This is a genomic window from Flavobacterium artemisiae, from assembly GCF_042678225.1.
In the GTDB taxonomy this organism is placed as follows: domain Bacteria; phylum Bacteroidota; class Bacteroidia; order Flavobacteriales; family Flavobacteriaceae; genus Flavobacterium; species Flavobacterium artemisiae.
In genome coordinates this window covers 33256-49619 of the sequence record NZ_JBHUDZ010000012.1, presented here as the reverse complement: position 1 = coordinate 49619, position 16364 = coordinate 33256, and the positions used below count along the sequence as shown (strand labels likewise).

At 31.5% G+C, this 16364-nt stretch carries 17 protein-coding genes; 8 read left to right on the top strand and 9 right to left on the bottom strand.

From position 1 onward, the window contains the following. Positions 1-3: 3 nt before the first annotated feature. Positions 4-1464 carry a DUF5687 family protein gene (locus ACFSC2_RS10880; protein ID WP_379815405.1) on the bottom strand — a complete coding sequence of 487 codons (1461 nt, stop codon included), beginning with the start codon at positions 1462-1464 and terminating at the stop codon, positions 4-6. Positions 1465-1591: 127 nt separating this feature from the next. Between ACFSC2_RS10880 and ACFSC2_RS10875 the strand changes: the two genes are divergently transcribed. The 3 genes from ACFSC2_RS10875 (at position 1592) to ACFSC2_RS10865 (ending at position 3658) form a co-directional block, all read left to right on the top strand. Further along, the gene (locus ACFSC2_RS10875; protein ID WP_379815406.1) at positions 1592-2644 is read left to right on the top strand and encodes a 2Fe-2S iron-sulfur cluster-binding protein; all 1053 of its coding nucleotides are present in this window, start codon (positions 1592-1594) and stop codon (positions 2642-2644) included. Positions 2645-2761: 117 nt separating this feature from the next. Then, positions 2762-3073 (top strand): hypothetical protein, encoded by a 312-nt coding sequence (locus ACFSC2_RS10870; protein WP_379815408.1) that lies wholly within the window; start codon positions 2762-2764, stop codon positions 3071-3073. A 186-nt stretch (positions 3074-3259) separates the two neighbouring features. Further along, a complete protein-coding gene (locus ACFSC2_RS10865; RefSeq protein ID WP_379815409.1) occupies positions 3260-3658 on the top strand; it encodes a hypothetical protein in 399 nt (132 codons plus the stop codon). A 76-nt stretch (positions 3659-3734) separates the two neighbouring features. Here ACFSC2_RS10865 and ACFSC2_RS10860 read toward each other — a convergent pair whose 3' ends face one another. Beyond that, positions 3735-4736 (bottom strand): glycosyltransferase family 9 protein, encoded by a 1002-nt coding sequence (locus tag ACFSC2_RS10860; RefSeq protein ID WP_379815410.1) that lies wholly within the window; start codon positions 4734-4736, stop codon positions 3735-3737. 40 nt (positions 4737-4776) lie between these two features. After that, positions 4777-5382 (bottom strand): DUF4254 domain-containing protein, encoded by a 606-nt coding sequence (locus ACFSC2_RS10855; RefSeq protein ID WP_379815411.1) that lies wholly within the window; start codon positions 5380-5382, stop codon positions 4777-4779. Between the two features lie 111 nt (positions 5383-5493). On the opposite strand from ACFSC2_RS10855, the gene upp reads away from it, so the two are divergent. Then, on the top strand, positions 5494-6147 hold the full coding sequence (upp, locus tag ACFSC2_RS10850; protein ID WP_379815412.1) for a uracil phosphoribosyltransferase: 654 nt from the start codon (positions 5494-5496) through the stop codon (positions 6145-6147). Here upp and ACFSC2_RS10845 read toward each other — a convergent pair. Next, complete coding sequence (locus ACFSC2_RS10845; RefSeq protein WP_379815413.1) at positions 6142-7071, bottom strand: DUF6427 family protein; 930 nt, start codon at positions 7069-7071, stop codon at positions 6142-6144. The genes upp and ACFSC2_RS10845 overlap by 6 nt on opposite strands. A 140-nt stretch (positions 7072-7211) precedes the next feature. Between ACFSC2_RS10845 and ACFSC2_RS10840 the strand changes: the two genes are divergently transcribed. Then, positions 7212-7442 carry a DUF6341 family protein gene (locus ACFSC2_RS10840; RefSeq protein ID WP_379815414.1) on the top strand — a complete coding sequence of 77 codons (231 nt, stop codon included), beginning with the start codon at positions 7212-7214 and terminating at the stop codon, positions 7440-7442. 40 nt (positions 7443-7482) lie between these two features. Here ACFSC2_RS10840 and purD read toward each other — a convergent pair whose 3' ends face one another. After that, positions 7483-8757: a phosphoribosylamine--glycine ligase gene (gene purD, locus ACFSC2_RS10835; protein WP_379815415.1), complete on the bottom strand. Its 1275-nt coding sequence runs from the start codon at positions 8755-8757 to the stop codon at positions 7483-7485. Between the two features lie 133 nt (positions 8758-8890). Here purD and ACFSC2_RS10830 point away from each other — a divergent pair, with 133 nt between their 5' ends. Beyond that, a complete protein-coding gene (locus ACFSC2_RS10830) occupies positions 8891-10201 on the top strand; it encodes a phenylacetate--CoA ligase family protein (RefSeq protein WP_379815416.1) in 1311 nt (436 codons plus the stop codon). Positions 10202-10245: 44 nt separating this feature from the next. After that, positions 10246-10776: an ORF6N domain-containing protein gene (locus ACFSC2_RS10825; RefSeq protein ID WP_379815417.1), complete on the top strand. Its 531-nt coding sequence runs from the start codon at positions 10246-10248 to the stop codon at positions 10774-10776. Between the two features lie 34 nt (positions 10777-10810). Here the strand turns inward: ACFSC2_RS10825 and ACFSC2_RS10820 are convergent, their stop codons facing one another. Genes ACFSC2_RS10820 through ACFSC2_RS10810 form a run of 3 tightly spaced genes read right to left on the bottom strand, consistent with a single transcriptional unit; the run spans position 10811 to position 13966 of the window. Continuing rightward, the gene (locus ACFSC2_RS10820) at positions 10811-11578 is read right to left on the bottom strand and encodes a glycosyltransferase family 2 protein (protein ID WP_379815418.1); all 768 of its coding nucleotides are present in this window, start codon (positions 11576-11578) and stop codon (positions 10811-10813) included. Continuing rightward, positions 11578-12945 (bottom strand): undecaprenyl-phosphate glucose phosphotransferase, encoded by a 1368-nt coding sequence (locus ACFSC2_RS10815; protein WP_379815419.1) that lies wholly within the window; start codon positions 12943-12945, stop codon positions 11578-11580. Before ACFSC2_RS10815 ends, ACFSC2_RS10820 begins: the two co-directional genes overlap by 1 nt. 37 nt (positions 12946-12982) lie before the next feature. Next, complete coding sequence (locus ACFSC2_RS10810; RefSeq protein ID WP_379815420.1) at positions 12983-13966, bottom strand: UDP-glucuronic acid decarboxylase family protein; 984 nt, start codon at positions 13964-13966, stop codon at positions 12983-12985. Positions 13967-14134: 168 nt separating this feature from the next. On the opposite strand from ACFSC2_RS10810, the gene ACFSC2_RS10805 reads away from it, so the two are divergent. Further along, positions 14135-15241: a glycosyltransferase gene (locus ACFSC2_RS10805; RefSeq protein ID WP_379815421.1), complete on the top strand. Its 1107-nt coding sequence runs from the start codon at positions 14135-14137 to the stop codon at positions 15239-15241. Here the strand turns inward: ACFSC2_RS10805 and ACFSC2_RS10800 are convergent. After that, the gene (locus tag ACFSC2_RS10800) at positions 15180-16322 is read right to left on the bottom strand and encodes an O-antigen ligase family protein (protein ID WP_379815422.1); all 1143 of its coding nucleotides are present in this window, start codon (positions 16320-16322) and stop codon (positions 15180-15182) included. The genes ACFSC2_RS10805 and ACFSC2_RS10800 overlap by 62 nt on opposite strands. Positions 16323-16364: the final 42 nt, after the last annotated feature.

The window sequence follows — 16364 nt, the reverse complement described above, 5'->3', positions numbered from 1 at the left end:
TAATTAACTCTTTTGTTTGTAAGCACTTATCGTACTATATTTTTCTATTTTGTATCTTTTTTCGATTAATGAAAAAACTTTTTCTTTAAATACAAATCCTAAAACTCCTGCTCCGGCAACCAATGCTAAGCCGATCATTTTATTTCCAAAATAAAGTCCTAAAGCATAAAGTCCTAAAGGCAGTAAAATTTTTGGAAGACTTAATAACATCGCGTTCACATTAAAAGCTTTTTTGTCTCCAAACGCGCCTCCAGCCGAACTTAAATCAATTGGCGTTTTTGTAAAAGCACCGCCTAAAAGAACCAAATGAGAATTGACACCAATATTATAAACAGCTCCAACAACGATTGTTAAATAAATTTCCCATCCATAAAAAAGATAAAAAGAAGCCAAAATTGTTGATACGAAAGTGGCAATAACAATAAGCCACCATTTTGAAGTAATATATCCTCGATACGGAATATTCTGTGTCATCATTAATTGGTAATATGAACTGTCCCAGCTCGGCACAAATTGTCCGAAAACAAATAGAAATCCGCCCGAAACAAATATTCCTGCAAAAATCTGCATTACTTCTGGCTGATGCGAGTTTCCGAAAAAGATAAGCCCGTAAAACAAAAAGATAAAACTCATAAAAATAGTAGTTTTCGATCTCTTGTTTCTCTTTATCAGTTTAATATCATTTTTAAGAAAAGTTCCTAAAGTTCCAAATTGATTTAACCAACTCAGATTTTGTGTTGTTGCAATGTCTTCTTTTTTAGAAAGTCCTGCATCTAAGTACAGATTTTTTTTGAAGTAATTATAGGTAAAAATATACAACCCAATAAGTACTAAAACAGGAATTACGGCAGTCCAATAACTTTCGTAAAAGCCTTGAAATAGTGGAGTTGTGTAAATAGTAACATTAAATAAATTATAATACTGCGCCACTCCGAGAAGGATAACAACTCCTAGAAAAACAACAAATAGTTTATCAATATTACTTAAAACAATATTTAGGAAATTGTTGATGTAAACCAAACAAAAAGCTGCTATCAGCCAAGAGATTATTCCAAAAATGTCATATCCTTCTAAGAATAATACTGCAGAAAATGGCACAAAGAAAAGAGCGTGCACCCAATTGAAAAAAGATAAAGCTGTTTTTCCTAATGAGAAATGAACAATTGTCGGTTTCTTAATAGGCAATACTAATAAAGGTTTGATATTTAAAACGGGAATTGCCTGAACTAAAAGTCTAGCAATCAAATCAAAAGAAAAATAATAAATCAAGAATTTATTAATTGTCACTAAAGGATCTAAATTCATTTTTTTGAGCACATAAAATGCTCCTACTCCCATTCCTATAAAAATCAAGGAAAAATAAATCATTAAAAATCCGATTAAGATCTTCATTGCCAGATTGGTTCCAAACGATGCCGATCTCAAAAAGGATTTCCATTCGAGATAAATAAACTTTGTAATCATGGTTATTATGGTTATGTTTTTGTAGTAAGAGACCAAATGTAGGAAAACGTTACAAAAAAAGTTAAAAAAAATAATTTCGTGCTAAACTTTTAATAGTCGTTTGCTACTTTTGCATAAAAATTCTATCATGCCTTCATTCTTAAAACTCATAATTAAAGAGGTAAAACGCGAAACTGCCGATGCTGTTTCGGTACTTTTTAATGTTCCCGAAGAACTAAAACCAGACTATAAATTTATAGCAGGTCAATATATTAATCTAAAATTAACTCTTGACAATCAAGAAATTAGAAGAGCTTATTCCATCTGTTCTGCTCCTGACAGCGGCGAATTACGAATTGCTGTTAAAGCTGTAAAAAATGGAGTTTTTTCTCAGTTTGCAAACGCAAAATTAAAAGCTGGAGACGTTCTAGAAGTTGGCCAGCCAGAAGGTAAATTTACTTTTGAACCAGACGCAGACAGACAAAAAAATTATGCTGCATTTGTAGCAGGAAGCGGAATTACTCCTGTTCTTTCTATAATAAAATCGGTTTTAAAAAATGAGCCAAAAAGTTCATTTGTATTGGTTTACGGAAATAGAACTCCAGAGCAAACTATTTTTTATCAAGAATTACACGATTTACAACTACAATATGTAGGCAGATTTTTTGTGCATTATGTATTTAGTCAGGCAAAAGTCGAAAATGCTTTATTCGGAAGAATTGAAAAATCGGCGGTAAATTTTGTTTTGAATAACAAACACAAAGAACTTGAATTTGACAAGTTTTTCCTTTGCGGACCAGAAGAAATGATCAATACAGTTTCTAATGTATTGAAAGAGAAAAATGTAAAAGAGTCTGCGATTAAGTTTGAACTTTTTACGTCTTCGACAGAAGAAAATGTAATTCAAGGTTCTCAGGAAGGACACACAAAAATTACGATTTTAGTTGATGATGAAGAAACAACATTCGAAATGTCTAAAAAACAGACTATTCTTGACGCTGCTTTAAAACAAGGTGTTGACGCACCATATTCTTGTCAAGGCGGGATCTGTAGCAGCTGTTTAGGACGTGTAACGACGGGTTCTGCTGAAATGACTAAAAACTCTATTTTAACTGACAGCGAAATTGCCGAAGGTTTAATTTTAACCTGTCAGGCTCATCCAACTTCTGAGACTATTTATGTAGATTATGATGATGTTTAAAATATAGAAATTCCAAAAAATTTAAAATTCCAAATTCCAATGTTAAAGTTGAAATTTGGAATTTTTTTTATTCGCATCTTTGGAATTTGGGATTTTAAAATTGAAATTTAATTTGTTATGAAATCAATTCGAGAAATATTTAGAAATAAAGAAGACCTTTTGGACGAACCAGAAGTACAAAAACTTGTTGACTATTGTGAAGAATTACAAGATGAAGTTGTCGAATTAAAATTCCAAAAAACGGATAATAAAGAACTTGCTTTAATTGATATGATTAAAGAAGTTATAAAAGGATGCGAAGCTTTAGAGAAAGAACAAATGGAACACGAACGTTTTGGTTATGATGCACCAGATTATAAATCAACAGTTTCTGATCTAAAAGGATATATTTATAGTCGTTGCAAGGATGAGAAGATTTGGATTGGATAAATTCCATAGAGTGAAATTCCAATAAAAAAATCCAAATTCCAATTTTGAAGCTTATTGCTCTTTCACTTGAATAATTCTCAAAAATCATATTTAAATATTTGTGATTTTTTAAAAATTGTGCTTAAATTTTACTATATTAGTATGTGATTAAAAATAATTGTCTAAACGTTTTTAAAACATACTATCATGGCAATGCATCATTACCTCCGCCTTACTTTTATATTACTTTTTGTAGTTACATCTTTATTTTGCGTTTACTTTATTATTAAAAAAAGAAGAAACAGAAAAGCGCCCAAACTTCTTTCGGAAGAAAAATATAATTCTTCAATGATTGGTGGAATGAAAGAAATATCAATTCCTAATGAAAGCTTTTTTAATATCTGGCCTTATGTAAGCGAATTAAAAGCGGCTAAAATTTTATCTAAAAAAGTTAAAGAATCTGAACTGGTTCATAAAGTGTACAGAAATTCAACCGAAGATTTTGAACATATTCTATTAGCAACTGAAAAAGAAAATCATTTTGTAAAAGTTGTTGTTGACAAAAACAAAAAGAAAGCTTTAGGTTATCTTATTCTAGATTTATAAAAATTCAAAAATAAAAAAAATCCAAATCCCAACGTTACATTGGGATTTGGATTTTTTTATTGAAATTTCTATAAAATTATGACAGAATATGATCAATTATTTTCTTTGGAGAAATTGTTCTCATAGCATCTTCATAACCTTCGACAATTTTATTTCCATAAACCGAAGTTGGCAGTTTTGGATATTGATTTCGGTCTGAAGTCAATGCATTTTCTAAACTTTGATTAAAAGGTAAAAATCCCGCGTACGGATGTGTTGCACCCCAAAGCGTAACTACTTTTACACCAAGCATTGCCGCAATATGTGCATTTCCAGAATCCATTGAAAGCATTACATCTAGATTGCTAATCAATTTTAATTCCTGTTGAAATTTAATTTTGCCGGCTACATTTATTACATTTTTAAAAGGCTCAGAAAGAGAATTTAGAATTTCTATTTCTTTTTTTCCACCGCCAAAAAGTAAGATCGTAGTGTCTTTATTTTCGGCCAGATTCGTTATTACTTCCTGCATCAAATCCAAAGGATAAACTTTAGAATCGTATTGGGCAAAAGGAGCAATACCAATAAGCTTTTGATAATTCTCTCCGATTAAATCTGTAATTTCTGCGCTTAAAACTGCTTTTTCTGGGAATGAAGGGTTTTTAAAATTGACTGGAAAACCAAGTTCTTCAAACACTTTTGCATGTCTTTCGAACATGGTTGGCAGTTGTTTAAAAATCTTGTTTTCAGCACGTGTTAATTCTTTTTTTCCTTCTCTGCCTTTATCAACTGTGGCTCTTTTTTTCCCGCTTAAAGCGAAAAGCAAACTCACAACCTTAGATCTTAAAACATTATGAAGGTCTGCAAAAGCGTCAATTTTTAGTTTTTTTACATCAGAATATAACTTTAAAAGTCCAAAAAATCCTTTGTGTCTTTCTTTTTCATCAAAAGCAAAAAACTCAAGATTCGGAATTCCGTCAAAAAAAGGTTTAAAAAATGGACGAGAAATAACCGTCACTTTTACGTCTGGATATTGTTTTACAAAAGCGCGTAAAACAGGAACCGTCATGGCGACATCTCCCATTGCGGATAGTCTCATGACGGCTATATGCTTAATTTTGTTCGACAAGTCTGCCAAATTATTTTTTGTTTTGATATAAAACTGGGTTCAATTCGTCGTCGTTGTACATCTTCATTTGTTTGTACACTTTCATGAATTTATCACCATTTTCAATATCAGTCAATAATTCTTCAATTGCTGTAGACAAATCTGTTCTCTGCTCCAAAAGAATGTTTAATTTCTCTTGACATTTATCTCTATGCTCTTGCGAAGCTTCTGCACGAGTTGCTTCTTCATGCATATGATAAATTTTTAAAGCCAAAATTGACAATCTGTCAAATGCCCAAGCAGGACTTTCAGAATTGATTTTTGCCCCGTCTTTTACTTTTACATCGCTGTATTTTTGCAAGAAGTAGCTGTCAATATACTCAACCATATCAGTACGTTCCTGATTTGAAGCATCAATTCTTCTTTTTAAAGTCAATGCTGCAACTGGATCAATCTGCGGATCACGAATAATATCTTCAAAATGCCATTGAACTGTGTCTATCCAATTTTTTAGATATAACAAATGCTCAAACTGATCTTTTGGATAAGGATTGTTTATTGGCTGATCAACATTATCAAACTGATGATAATCTTTGATACTTTGCTCGAAAACCGAATATGCTAATTTTGAAAACATGTTTTTATTTTTTTAACTAAACAAAGATACTTTTTATACTTTTATAGTTTCAAAAAAACGGTTAATTTTTCAATTCTTCATAAAAAAGAATTGATCTTCTAAAAAAATAATATGAAAATCCATTATATCTCTGAGAATAACAGTGTCTTAAATCATTTTTTAGGACAGATTCGAAATATTAGTGTTCAAAATGACAGTATGCGTTTTAGAAGAAATATTGAGCGCATTGGTGAAATTATGGCTTACGAATTAAGCAAAATTTTACCTTATAAAGAGGTTGAAATCCAAACACCTCTTGGGATTAAAAAAACAACCGAAATTGAAACTGATTTGGTTTTGTGTCCGATTTTAAGAGCTGGACTTCCGCTTCATAATGGCTTTTTAAATTATTTTGATCATGCCGAAAACAGTTTTGTTTCTGCCTGCAGACATCATCCAAACAATGACGATGAATTTGAAATTTTGGTTGAATATCAGGCCATTTCAAACTTAAACAACAAAACCGTCCTGCTTCTTGATCCAATGCTTGCCACTGGTCAATCTATTGTTGCTGTTCATAAAAAACTGATTGAAAATGCAGCTCCATCAGAATTTCATATTGTTGTTGTTATCGCTGCTCCGGAAGGAATTGCTCATTTAGAAAAACACCTTCCTGAAAACTGCCATTTATGGGTGGCATCTCTAGATGAAAAACTAAATGAGAAAAATTACATTGTTCCTGGACTTGGCGATGCCGGCGATCTTGCTTACGGAAGTAAATTATAACTGAGAGAAAAAAGTAAATAAACTACACGCAATCAAGATATAAAATACAATTTCGTTATTTAATTTTTGCTGCATATACTCTACATGACTTGTCGCCATAATTGTTAAAGGCGCAATGCTAAACAACAGTAAATCATTACTTTTATTTGGCGAAACGATAAAAACAAAAGCTGCTATAAAAAAGCAGGCTACAGTTTTTTTGTATGATGTATGTACGATTTGTGGTCTGTTTGATAATGTCATTAACATAGAAGTCACAAAAAACAAAGCAACTGCGGTATATATTGAAAGTGCTCCGTTTTCGTAATTATTTTTAAAATAATCAATCCTAAAATCGATTACAGCTCTTTCTTGAAAAAACGCTATAAAGTCGATATGGAACATTAATGAGATCATTAAGAAAATTATGGCTACTCCCAAAAGCGCCACAAAAGGTAAAACCCAGTTTCTATAATCGCGCGAAACATGAAAAATAATCGATATAAAAACCAATATCACGAAGAGAACACACCAGAATTGAAATAAAGAAGCTACAAAAATCCAAAATGAAGCATCAAATATTTTTTCTTTTGAAGCTTTTAAAGATTGTAATGAAATTAGCCTTCTAAGTGCCAATAAAATAAAAAAGTTGGCATAAATAACATTCGCGTTATTAAAAATCGTCGGAAAAAACAAAAGGAACAAAAGATAGAAAAATATCGCGTAACCATTGTCTTTACTGAGTCCGTTCTTTTTTACTATGAAGTTTATCATAAAAAAAGACGCCAAAACAAAGCACAGCAAGCTTACTTTTTGGAAAGCCAAAAAATAAGAAGTTGCCCAAGTTGGGTCTTTAATTTGGAACATAAAAAAGAAAACCAGTATTAAAATTACAACCAATGAATAATTTAATGGCGTAGATTTTTTAAAAACACTTGTTATCATAAGGATATTTTATACTTTTGTGATTGTAAATATAATACTTGTTTAAAAGGAAAAACCCAACAAGTTGAAAAAAGATTTAGCTGGCTGAATTTATCTTCAATGCGTTACACAATAATAAATAACATATAATTTTTAAAATTATGACATCTTTTTTTGAAGGAATACAATACTTATTTGTGAACATTTTATTTGCACCTCTTGACTTTTTACGTCGTTTAGAACTAATTACTTGGTTTGGTGCAAACACAATTAACTGGATTTTTATGATCATCTGTTCATGTGCAATCGTTTATTGGATTAAACAATTACGCATTTTTGATGACGCTGGAACAGAAAACCAAGATACAACGGCTCATTCATTTTTAAAATAAAAACCAAACCCTTAATTAAAAGGGTTGGTCAATTTTATTTTTAAATTAGATCGAAACCAATATCTTTTCTAAAATACATCTTATCAAAGCTTAGTTTATCTATGTTTTGGTAAGATTTTTTTATGGCCTCTTGGAAATTATCTCCATATGATGTCACAGCAATTACACGTCCTCCATTAGTAACGACATTTCCGCTATCTAATTTTGTTCCTGCGTGAAAAACTATAGAATCAGTAACATTTTCTAAACCAGAAATTACTTTTCCTTTCTCAAAATCTTCAGGATATCCGCCAGAAACTACCATTACAGTTGTTGCACTTCTTGAATCAACTTCCAGATTAAAGTCTCCCAATTTCTGATCTGCAACAGATAAGAACAATTCAACTAAATCTGATTTTAATCTCGGAACCACAACTTCAGTTTCCGGATCTCCCATTCTAACGTTATATTCAATAACAATTGGCTCGTTTTTCACATTGATTAAACCAATAAAAACAAAACCTTTATATTCGATTCCGTCTTTTTGGAAACCTTCGATTGTTGGTTTTACGATACGCGTTTCAATTTTTTCCATCAAAACGGCATCAACATAAGGAACTGGAGAAACGGCTCCCATTCCACCGGTGTTTAAACCTGTATCGCCTTCGCCAATTCTTTTATAATCTTTGGCTGTTGGCAGGATTTTATAGTTTTTTCCGTCAGTTAAAACGAAACAGCTTAATTCGATTCCGTCCAAAAATTCTTCAATAACTACTTTAGAACTAGCTGTACCAAATTTAGCATGAACCAACATATTTCTTAATTCGGTTTTTGCTTCTTCAAGATCCTGAATAATCAAAACTCCTTTTCCTGCTGCTAATCCGTCTGCTTTTAAAACGTACGGAGGCTGTAATGTTTCTAAAAATTTACATCCTTCTTCAACCGTTTCGGCAGTAAAACTATCGTAAGATGCAGTTGGAATATTATGTTTCATCAAGAATTCTTTTGCGAATTCTTTACTTCCTTCTAATTGCGCCCCAAGTTTTGACGGCCCGATTACAGGAATATTTTTTAAACTTTCATCGTTTTTAAAATAATCGTAAATACCTTTTACCAACGGATCTTCTGGTCCTACGACTACTAAACTTATATTTTCTTTAAGCACAAGTGCTTTTACTGCTTCAAAATCGGTTGCAGAAATGGCAACGTTTTCAGCGATTGCAGCAGTTCCTGCATTTCCAGGTACTACAAAAAGTTTTTCGCAAAGTGGACTCTGAGTCATTTTCCATGCAAATGCATGCTCTCTTCCGCCCGAACCCAATAGTAAAATTGTCATGGTGTTGTTGTATTTAGTTGTGGTGCAAAAATAATTGCTTTTGAACGTAAAAAATAATTTAATCTTAAAAAGTTATGCATTCTTCGTCGTTAGTTATGGGATAATATTATTTTTGACGAAAATTTAGCCTCAGATGATTTCTCTCTTCGATATTACACTTCGTTTAAATGGTTTTCCGATCAAGGAAGCTAAAACCGAATTGAATCAAATTATAAATTTATCTGAAGAAGAATACGCTGTTTTTCTTCAAAATAAAAAGAAAGAAATTGTCGATTTTCATCTAAAAAACAATCCTTTTTATAACGAATTGATAGGTGGTAAAATTGTTGAGAAATGGGAAGATCTTCCGATTCTGAACAAACAAAATCTTCAAAAACCTCTTTCAGAAAGACTTTCAGAAGGATATCCAGTTAAAAAGGTTTACCTCAACAAAACTTCAGGATCTAGCGGCACTCCATTTGTTTTTGCTAAAGACAAATATTCACACGCTTTAACTTGGGCATCAAATATTATGCGTTTTGGTTGGTTTGGGATTGATTTTAACAAATCGTATCAAGCTCGTTTTTATGGAATTCCAATGGATTTTATCGGTTATCGAAAAGAGCGTTTAAAGGATTTTTTGAGTCGCCGTTTTCGATTCCCAGTGTTTGATTTATCTGATGAAGTTCTAGAAAAATTTCTGCAGAAATTCAAAACCAAAAAATTCGATTACCTCAACGGTTATACAAGTTCTATCGTTTTGTTTGCTAAATATTTAGAAAAGAAAAACATCGTTCTCAAAGAAATTTGTCCAACTCTTAAAGCTTGTTTTGTTACTTCTGAAATGCTTTTTGAATTGGATAAAATACTTTTAGAAAGACAATTCGGAGTTCCTATTATCAATGAATATGGCGCTTCTGAATTGGATTTAATTGCTTTTCAAAATCCAAAAGGTGAATGGCAGGTTAATGCTGAAACGCTTTTTGTTGAAATTTTAGACGAAAATAACAATCCTGTTCCACATGGAACAGAAGGCAAAATCGTGATTACTTCTTTATTCAATAAAGCAAATCCGTTTATCAGATATGAAATTGGCGACATTGGAATTTTAGACGAAAAAAGCACGCCACAAAAACCAATTCTTAAAAAACTTATTGGAAGAACCAATGATGTTGCAATCCTGCCGAGCGGAAAAAAATCGCCTGGTTTGACATTTTATTACGTTACTAAAAGTATTATTGAAGATGATGGAAATGTGAAAGAATTCATCATCAAACAAACCAAATTAGATTCTTTTGAAATTGAGTATGTTTCTGAAAATGAATTGAATTCGGAGCAAATTAAAAAAATTGGAGACGCAATTGCTATATATTTAGAACCTAATTTAAACTTTACTTTTACCAGAAAAAATGTTTTAGAAAGAACTAATAGAGGAAAATTAAAGCAGTTTAAATCTTATTTATAATATAAATAAAATCTTACATTTGTTTTTTATTAATTTAAAAACTTATGGACGACCAATCTTTACTTTCTGAAGAAACCATTTCTAACAAAATATATTTTATTCGTGGACAAAAAGTGATGCTAGACTTTGATTTAGCTTCTCTTTATGAAGTTGAAACTAAACGATTAAATGAACAAGTTAAAAGGAATTTATCTAGATTTCCCGAAGATTTCATGTTTCAATTAGTTGAAAATGAATACGTTTCTTTAAGGTCGCAATTTGCGACCTTAAAGAAAGGACGTGGAGAACATCAGAAATATTTACCTTTTGCCTTCACTGAACATGGCGTTTTAATGCTGTCAAGTGTGCTAAAAAGCGACAAAGCCATTCAAACCAATATTCAAATTATGAGGATTTTTACGAAAGTGAGACAAATGCTTTTGGATACAACTGAAATTAAAGTTGATATTCTTCAGATTCAGAAGAAGTTAGAGAATCATGATAAAAATATAGAATTGGTATTTTCTTATTTGGATGAATTAGCCGAGAAAAAAGAAAATGAAACTGAAAGAACCAAGATTGGATATAAAAAGTAATTTTTTCAAGGTCGCAAATTGCGACCTCCAATTTTTAAATTTTATTTATGTATCGTTTTTTTACAATCAACTGCGTATACAAAAACCTCATCATCAGCAAAACTGAAAACACAAAATTATAACCATGAAATTCTCGGTAAACTCCAAAATTGTGTTTTATTAATTTAAATTTTGATGCCGAAATAGAATCTTTTCTAATTCTATAAAATGCCAAAGGTTCTGAAACTGGTTTTGCAATTTTAATTTGTTTTAAAATGGTAAGCCATATTCTCCAATCCTGACGTTTTTGTGACGATTCTAGAATAATTTTTCCAAAATACTCTGCATCGTAAATGGCAGTCAGATTACCTATATAATTACAGAAAAACAATTGTTTGTAAGTAAGAGGACTTGGCGATTCGACTCTTCGGTTTAAATCATTTCCTTCTTCATCAATAGAATCGTAAAAGCTAAAAGTAAAGTGTAAATTATTTGCTTTTAAAAACTGTATTTGCTTTTCTAATTTTTCGGGAAACCATAAATCATCAGCGTCTAGATAAGCAATATATTTTCCTGCCGCTTTTTCTAAAGCAGCGTTTCTGGCAAAACCATTTCCTCTGTTTTCTAGTAATTTAAAGAGTTTTATTCTATTATCTTTTTGAGCATATTGTTCAATAACAGCAACTGTCTTATCTGTTGAAGCATCATCAACCAAAATCATTTCCCAGTTTTGATAAGTCTGATTTAGGGCAGATTCTATAGTTGCTTGAATGAACTTTTCAGCATTATATGTGGGTGTTAAAATAGATACTAAATCGTTCATCAATATGCTTTTTTATCTCCTTTAAAAATATTAATAATGGTTTGAAAAATAATTTTTAAATCTAAAAACAGCGACCAGTTTTCGATATAAAAAACATCAAATCTAATTCTGTTGATCATGTCTCTATCACTGGTAATTTCGCCTCTCGAACCGCTGATTTGCGCCAAGCCGGTAATTCCGGGCTTTACACAATGGCGTATCATGTATTTTTTAACTTTATTACCGTATTCTTTATTTTGTGACCAAAGATGCGGTCTCGGACCAACAACCGACATATCTCCCAACAGGACATTAATAAATTGAGGGAGTTCGTCAATACTTGTTTTTCGCATAAATCTTCCTAATGCTGTTACGCGCGGATCGTCTTTTGATGCTTCTTTTTCTGTCGTCTTATTCATTCGCATTGAACGGAATTTATAACATATAAATTCGTTTTCATCTATTCCTGGTCTTCCTTGTCTAAAAAATACTGGGCCTTTTGAATCTAATTTGATTAAAATAGCCAGCAAAGGTGTAATCCATGATAAAACGAAAACAATGATCGAAAGAGCAAAAAGAATATCAAAAAGTCTTTTAAACGATTTTACTTCTGGTTCGTTCAGCATGGTTTGCTTTAACGAAAGAACTGGAAAAAAATCATAATAATCTATCTTTAAATTCTTCGAAAAAATCTCTTTTGTATCCGGAATAAACTTTATTGTTTTGTTGTTCTCATCTGCAAATTCCATGAGATCTTTTAGGTAATTATTGGATACTTCTTTCAAAGAACAATAAATTTCATCTACGTCATTTTCAACAACGAAAGATTTTAAATCGGTTAGTTTCCCTGTAATATCATGGTTTGTTTTTTTATCCGAAAAAAAGCCAAAGAAACGATATCCGTAATCTTTTCTAGTTTCAAAAAGATTTTTAAGTCTAATTGCTTCGGGAGTAAAACCAATAATGATTGCTGTTCTGTAATTACTTCCGGTAATAATCCTGTATTCTTTCAAATAAAAAAACAACGAAAATTTAAAAACCGTTACCAAAACAATAGTTAGAATTATAAAAATAGAAATGTTTTTTTCACTAAAAACGGCATCTTTATAAAATGGAAAGAAAGCAATTGTAATAAGCAGAAATAGTATTCCTTGTTTTATAATTTTTGAAGCTATCTCAAGTGGTGCTGTAAAACGATATACATCATAAAAATTTATGGTATACGCAATTAAGCCCCAGCTGATGAATTGATAAAAGACTAAAATTAACACATTAGAAACTAAGTCTTTAAACAAAAAAAAGCTGAAAAATAAAATAACCGTCAAGTCAATTAAGATACTAATTGGCCTGATAAACTTTGAGTATCTTCCTGTATGAACCACGGTCATAATTGCTCTTCAAACTGCTAAATTTTAAGCAGTGTATTTATTTAATATAGCTAGAAAAATCTTTATGCTCTTCTTTAGAAAGTTCTTCTTTAGAAAGTGATCTAAAATAATCGTACGTAATTTTCATTCCTTCAGCTCGGTTTACTTTCGCTTCCCATCCTAAGATTTCTTTGGCTTTTGTAGTATCGGGCTGACGCTGCAACGGATCGTTTATTGGCAGTGGATGATAAACTACTTTTTGGTTTGTCCCTGTCAATTTTATAATTTCTTCTGCAAAATCTTTGATTGTAATTTCGTCTGGATTTCCAATATTTACAGGATATACATAATCTGAATGCAATAATCTAAAAATACCTTCAACTTGATCATCTACGTAGCAGAAAGAACGCGTTTGCATTCCGTCACCAAAAATGGTTAAATCTTCTCCACGTAAAGCTTGTCCGATAAAGGCTGGAATTACTCGTCCGTCATTTAATCGCATTCTTGGACCGTAAGTATTAAAAATACGAACGATTCTGGTTTCTACACCATGAAAAGTATGGTAAGCCATTGTGATCGATTCTTGAAAACGTTTGGCTTCGTCATACACACCGCGCGGTCCAATTGTATTTACGTTTCCATAATACTCTTCTGTCTGCGGATGTACCAACGGATCTCCATAAACTTCTGAAGTTGATGCAATCAAAATTCTGGCTTTTTTAACTCTAGCCAAACCTAATAAATTGTGCGTTCCTAAAGATCCCACTTTAAGCGTCTGAATCGGAATTTTTAAATAATCTATCGGACTTGCTGGTGAAGCAAAATGTAATATATAATCTAATTCGCCTGGAATATGAACAAATTTTGTGATATCGTGATGGTAAAACTCAAAGTTTTCTAACTTGAACAAATGTTCAATATTTTTAAGATCTCCTGTAATTAAATTATCCATTCCGATCACAAAATATCCTTCTTTAATAAATCGATCACATAAATGTGATCCTAAAAATCCTGCTGCTCCGGTAATGAGTATTCTTTTCATAATGCTTTTGTGATCTTAGTTTTGATAATCTCTGCAAATATGCACAAATTTAATAAAATAAAACCCCTTTTAAATTTACTAAAACATTAGCTTTTGAGAGATTATTCTTTTTAATTCATAAATTAATTAGTTTTAGTTTACTTTTACGAAAACTAATTTTGATCTGTTTTGAGAGTTGTACACATTGTTGAAGCATTAGAAGGTGGCGTTTATAGTTATTTTAAAGATTTGTCTGATTTCTTTGGCAATGAAGAGATAAGACAAAAAAAAGAAACGACTATTATTTACAGCGGTCATAGAAATGGGGTTGATCAAGCCAAAGTAAATGCAGAGTTTTCGACCTCAGTACAGCTGATTCATATTGATATGGTGAGAGAAATAGCACCATTTCAGGATTTAAAATCTATTTTTAAATTAACACAGATACTCCGAAAAATAAATCCTGATATCATCCATCTTCATTCTTCAAAAGCGGGTGTTCTTGGTCGAACTTCTTCTTTTTTATTATTCAGAAAAAAGAAGATTTTTTACAGCCCGCATGGTTATGCTTTCTTAAGAACCGATATATCCAATCGCTCGCGAAAATTATATATGTTAATCGAGAAGAGTTTTCAACGTATTTTTGGTGGAACTATTATTGCCTGCGGTGATACTGAGCTGGAGATTGCTAAAGAAATTGGTCCCGTAAAACTGATTCGAAATGGTGTTGACATAAGCAATATCCGTCAATATTTTTTACCTCATCAAAACAAAAAATTGACGATTGGTATTTTAGGAAGAATTACTGCGGCAAGAAACCCTGAATTGTTTAACAAAATTGCACTTCGCTTTCCAGACTTTGATTTTATTTGGATTGGGGGGGGTGAAGAAGCGCATTCAATAACGGCTCCAAATATTAAGATCACAGATTGGATTTTAGATAAAAAAACAGTTTTTTCAACTTTAAATTCAATTGACATTTACCTGCAGACTTCTCTTTGGGAAGGTCTCCCTATTGCAGTTTTAGAAGCGATGGTACTCGAAAAACCAGTAGTTGCAACCAATATTATCGGGAATAAAGATGCTGTAGTTCACAACAAAACTGGATTTTTATTTGATGATATTAGAGAACTTGATTCTTATTTTGAAATATTAAAAGAGAAACAAAAAAGAATGGAATTCGGTAAAAATGGATTTGAAAGAACGCTTGAATTATTCGATAAAAATCAAAATTTTAGACAACTTCTGGCGCTTTATCAAGAGTCTTTTTCTGCAGCCAGAAACCCGCAAAAATAGAAGACCAAAATCCGCTGAAGACAATTCCGTCAAAACGGAGCAGGAAATCATCTGTCAGGTTTGAGGTAAAAAACAAAAAGAAAAACGAGACTATAATTCCATTTTTTAAATTGAAACCTAAATAGCCAATCGTACCAATATAAAGCGCAACTACCAGAGGTCCGAGAATTCCAAACTTTAATAAAAAATCCAGAAACTGATTGTGTGTCGGGAACTCAAATTTTGCTAAAAACTGCTGATTGGTGTCTTTGTAATATTTAAATAGTTCTGGTTTTCCGTCAGAAGCTCCAACTCCAAAAGGAAGGTTTTTTACAGACAATTCCCAAGCCGATTTCCATATTGAAAGTCGTGTAACAAATGAATTAAAAACCTTAATTTCTGGATGATCTATTTCGTCCAATTTTCCAATTTTATCCATATAGGCAAATGTTACCGATGAATATTTTTCTTTCATGTAAGGATTATTCTCAACGAACAAATACAAAATTCCCGAAAGTAATAATACGGTTGCAGCTCCCGTAATTATGATTTTTTTTGTATTAAAATGTGATTTAATTTCAAAAATAAAAACAATTACAAAACCAGCTAATGCATTAAATAACGCCATTCTGGTATTCACAAAAAGAACAAAGAAAAATGACATTCCAAAAAGTAAAAGATGAACTGATTTCATCCCTAATTTTTCATGATTCTTAAAACTCGAAAAAACAAAATAGAGATTGCAAATCGAAACAAATGCCAAATGCATATTAAGCGCAGGCGCATGAATACCAAGACTATCCGAAAACTGATAACCCATTTCCCAAAGATCTACACCGTTAAGATATTTGGTTAATAATTCTGGGAAAAGAAGATTAAATCTGATGAAAAAAAACAGCATTAAAATGGTCATCAAAATACTGTAAATTTTGGTAAGTTTTATAAACTGAATACGTTGAAAATTTCCAATTATAAAAATAGGAAACAAAAGAAGCGAAGTACTTTTTTCTAAAGCTTTGAATCCTTTTGCAAATGAATCGTTATTCCAAAACATTATTACTTCTAATAGAATCGGTGATGCAATACAAAGTATTAAAATCAACGCTTTTTTACTGAATTTTAATCTTTTAAAAAAAAGCAAATT

Excerpts from the sequence above, each read along its gene's own strand:
- ACFSC2_RS10840 (WP_379815414.1), top strand. The coding sequence starts at position 7,212 with ATGACATCTTTTTTTGAAGGAATACAATACTTATTTGTGAACATTTTA.
- ACFSC2_RS10810 (WP_379815420.1), bottom strand. The coding sequence starts at position 13,966 with ATGAAAAGAATACTCATTACCGGAGCAGCAGGATTTTTAGGATCACAT.
- ACFSC2_RS10870 (WP_379815408.1), top strand. The coding sequence starts at position 2,762 with ATGAAATCAATTCGAGAAATATTTAGAAATAAAGAAGACCTTTTGGAC.
- ACFSC2_RS10815 (WP_379815419.1), bottom strand. The coding sequence starts at position 12,945 with ATGACCGTGGTTCATACAGGAAGATACTCAAAGTTTATCAGGCCAATT.
- ACFSC2_RS10830 (WP_379815416.1), top strand. The coding sequence starts at position 8,891 with ATGATTTCTCTCTTCGATATTACACTTCGTTTAAATGGTTTTCCGATC.
- ACFSC2_RS10820 (WP_379815418.1), bottom strand. The coding sequence starts at position 11,578 with ATGAACGATTTAGTATCTATTTTAACACCCACATATAATGCTGAAAAG.
- ACFSC2_RS10865 (WP_379815409.1), top strand. The coding sequence starts at position 3,260 with ATGGCAATGCATCATTACCTCCGCCTTACTTTTATATTACTTTTTGTA.
- purD (WP_379815415.1), bottom strand. The coding sequence starts at position 8,757 with ATGACAATTTTACTATTGGGTTCGGGCGGAAGAGAGCATGCATTTGCA.
- ACFSC2_RS10880 (WP_379815405.1), bottom strand. The coding sequence starts at position 1,464 with ATGATTACAAAGTTTATTTATCTCGAATGGAAATCCTTTTTGAGATCG.
- ACFSC2_RS10855 (WP_379815411.1), bottom strand. The coding sequence starts at position 5,382 with ATGTTTTCAAAATTAGCATATTCGGTTTTCGAGCAAAGTATCAAAGAT.
- ACFSC2_RS10845 (WP_379815413.1), bottom strand. The coding sequence starts at position 7,071 with ATGATAACAAGTGTTTTTAAAAAATCTACGCCATTAAATTATTCATTG.
- ACFSC2_RS10875 (WP_379815406.1), top strand. The coding sequence starts at position 1,592 with ATGCCTTCATTCTTAAAACTCATAATTAAAGAGGTAAAACGCGAAACT.
- ACFSC2_RS10825 (WP_379815417.1), top strand. The coding sequence starts at position 10,246 with ATGGACGACCAATCTTTACTTTCTGAAGAAACCATTTCTAACAAAATA.
- upp (WP_379815412.1), top strand. The coding sequence starts at position 5,494 with ATGAAAATCCATTATATCTCTGAGAATAACAGTGTCTTAAATCATTTT.
- ACFSC2_RS10860 (WP_379815410.1), bottom strand. The coding sequence starts at position 4,736 with ATGAGACTATCCGCAATGGGAGATGTCGCCATGACGGTTCCTGTTTTA.